Source organism: Corynebacterium sp. NML 120412 (assembly GCF_002285155.1).
GTDB lineage: Bacteria > Actinomycetota > Actinomycetes > Mycobacteriales > Mycobacteriaceae > Corynebacterium > Corynebacterium gottingense.
Genome location: NZ_NSGL01000013.1, coordinates 1 through 2,431, shown reverse-complemented (window position 1 = coordinate 2,431; position 2,431 = coordinate 1). Strand labels below are relative to the sequence as shown.

The 2,431-nt window shown below is 68.0% G+C and carries 3 protein-coding genes and 1 pseudogene; 1 reads left to right on the top strand and 3 read right to left on the bottom strand.

The genetic code is table 11. From position 1 onward, the window contains the following. The 3 genes from CKJ84_RS11945 to CKJ84_RS11935 all read right to left on the bottom strand — a co-directional run. On the bottom strand, window positions 1-522 hold a 522-nt coding region (locus CKJ84_RS11945; protein ID WP_255407234.1), incomplete at its 3' end, for an amidase. Then, window positions 523-825 (bottom strand): Asp-tRNA(Asn)/Glu-tRNA(Gln) amidotransferase subunit GatC, encoded by a 303-nt coding sequence (gatC, locus tag CKJ84_RS11940; protein WP_095276076.1) that lies wholly within the window; start codon window positions 823-825, stop codon window positions 523-525. Between the two features lie 115 nt (window positions 826-940). Next, window positions 941-2,092, bottom strand: coding sequence for a cytochrome P450 (locus CKJ84_RS11935; RefSeq protein ID WP_095547102.1), 1,152 nt, complete (start codon window positions 2,090-2,092; stop codon window positions 941-943). Window positions 2,093-2,179: 87 nt separating this feature from the next. On the opposite strand from CKJ84_RS11935, the pseudogene CKJ84_RS11930 reads away from it, so the two are divergent. Then, a pseudogene (locus tag CKJ84_RS11930) lies at window positions 2,180-2,431 on the top strand (ACT domain-containing protein); the annotation flags it as partial.

The following is a 2,431-nucleotide window of genomic DNA, read 5'->3' as shown; positions in this document are numbered from 1 at the left end:
GAGCGCCGCCGCGGTGCCGCCGCCGGAGCCGCCCGGCACGCGCTCGGTGTCGTGCGGGTTGCGGGTGACCTTGTAGGCGGAGTTCTCGGTCGAGGAGCCCATGGCGAACTCGTCCAGGTTCGTCTTGCCCAGGATCGGGATGCCGGCCTCGCGCAAGTGCTTCACGACGGTCGCGTCATACGGGCTCATGTAGCCCTCAAGCATCTTCGACGCGGCGGTCGTCGGCGCGTCGGTGGTCACGAGCAGGTCCTTCAGCGCCAGCGGCACGCCGGCGAGCGGAGACGCGGGCTTCTCCCCCGCCTTGACCTGCGCGTCCACGGCGTCGGCCGCGGCGAGCGCCTCGTGCGCGCCCACGTGCAGGAACGCGCCGAGGGTCTCGTCGGTTTCGGCGATGCGGTCCAAGAACGCCTGGGTGACCTCGCGGGAGGTGACCTCGCCGGCCTGGATCATGCGCGCCAGCTCGTGGGCGGGCGTGGCGATGAGGCCGTCACTGGGCATGGTGAAGCTGGTGTTCTCGCTCATTTACTCGTCTCCCTCCCCGAGGATCTGCGGCACGACGAAGCGGTCGTCTTCCACCTCCGGCGCCTGGTCCAGCGCCTGCGCCTGCGTCAGTGTCTTCTTCTCAACGTCCGGTCGCATGCCCGCCTCGATGGAGTGCGGGTGACTCATCGGCTCAACGCCCTCGGTGTCCACGCTCTGCACCTTCGAGACAGCGTCGACGATCTGGTCGAGCTGTTGCGAAATCTGATCGAGCTCGTCGTCCTGCAGCGCAACGCGGGCGAGCCGGGCGATGCGGGCGACCTCCTCGCGTGAAATCTCAGCCAAAACGGTTCCAATCTTTTCGTGCTTGAGTTATCTAACGTTATCCAACAAGGTCAGTAAACCGACCCTCATCTTACGTCACGGCATTCGCTTGCTAACGAGCACCGCCCGCGCCACGCTAGTGCCGCGGGGTCAGCGTGACGGGCAGGCTCGCCCACCCGCCGACCGGGAACTGCTCGCGCCGGCCCGCGTCCGCGGCGACCTCGCCCACGCTAAACGCCCGCAGCAACTCCTCGGTGAGGCACTGCAGCTCCAGCATGGACAGGTACTTGCCCGGGCAGGCGTGGGGGCCGGCTCCCCACACCAGGTTGCTCGGGTGTTCCGGGTCCCGGTTCGCGGCGGTCCAGTGGATCCGCACGCGCTGCCCCTCGTCGAGCTCGACGCCGTCGAGATCCACCGGGCAGGTGGTCACGCGGCGGTTACTCACAAAGGGCGAGTCCTGGCGCAGGATCTCGTCGGCGATCGCGGTGAACTCGCGCTCGGACACTCCGCTGCGCAGACGGTCCTGCAGCGCCGCGTCGTTGCCCAGCGCGTAGAGCAGGACGCCGACGCAGTAGGCCATCGAGCTCAGGTCGCCCGCGGTCCAGTTGCGCAGGACGGAGACCAGCTCGTCGAATTCGAGGTGGCGGCCGATGCTCGTGTCGTTGAGCAACTGCAGGGTCACGCTCGGCTGGCCTGCCGCGTCTGCAGGCTTCGCAGTCTTCGACTCCTTCGCGGCATCGACGGCCTCGTGGATCATGGCGTCGAACGCCTCCGCCACCGCGGCGGTGCGCTCGAGCTGACCCGAGCGGGTGGCGGCGTTGTTCTCCGCGACCCAGTCGACCAGGCGATCCTCCATGCCTGCGGGCCAGCCAAGCCACGCGAGCATGGCGCGCACGGCGTAGCGAGCGCCGATCGTGGCCACCGCGTCCACCTCTCCCCCGTCAGCGTCCAACTGCGCCCCCTGGACGTCGGCGACGACGCTGCGCGCGGCCTCCCGGAACGCCGGGGCGTAGGGGGTGAGTGCGTCGGGGGTGAGGTAGGCGTCGATAAGCGCGCGGAAGCGCTCGTGCTCCTCCCCATCGAGGCCGTTGGGCAGCTGCATGAAGCGCGAGACCGCGGACGAGAAGCGGGCGGGGTCCTCCGCCACGGCGCGGGCCTGGGTGTTGCCGAGCACGACGACCTCGTTACCGCTGCGCACGATGCGCTCCCCGCGGCTGAGATGCGCGTCGCCGTACGCGCGCGGTTCGGTATTGGCGGTGGGGGCGTCTGGAAGCTCGCGTGCGTGCACGGTGCATGGTCCTTTCTGCGTAAAGATTCGCCAGCCTATCACCGTTTTCACGGTCAGTTGTACGGGCTGACTGATATAACTAGGTGCATGTCTTACCTTATTCGCGTCTCTCTCCCTGATGTCCCGGGCAGCCTTGGCGAGCTGGCCGCGGCGTTCGGCATGGTCGACGCAAATATCCAATCCGTGGACATCGTGGACAGCGTTGCCGCAGGCAAAACGGGGGATTCGGCGAGCAGTCACGTGACCGACGACATTGTCGTCGAGCTCCCCACCGGCACGATGGTGGACACGCTGATTACCGCCGCGGCCTCGGTGGAGGGCGCAGAGGTGGATTCGATC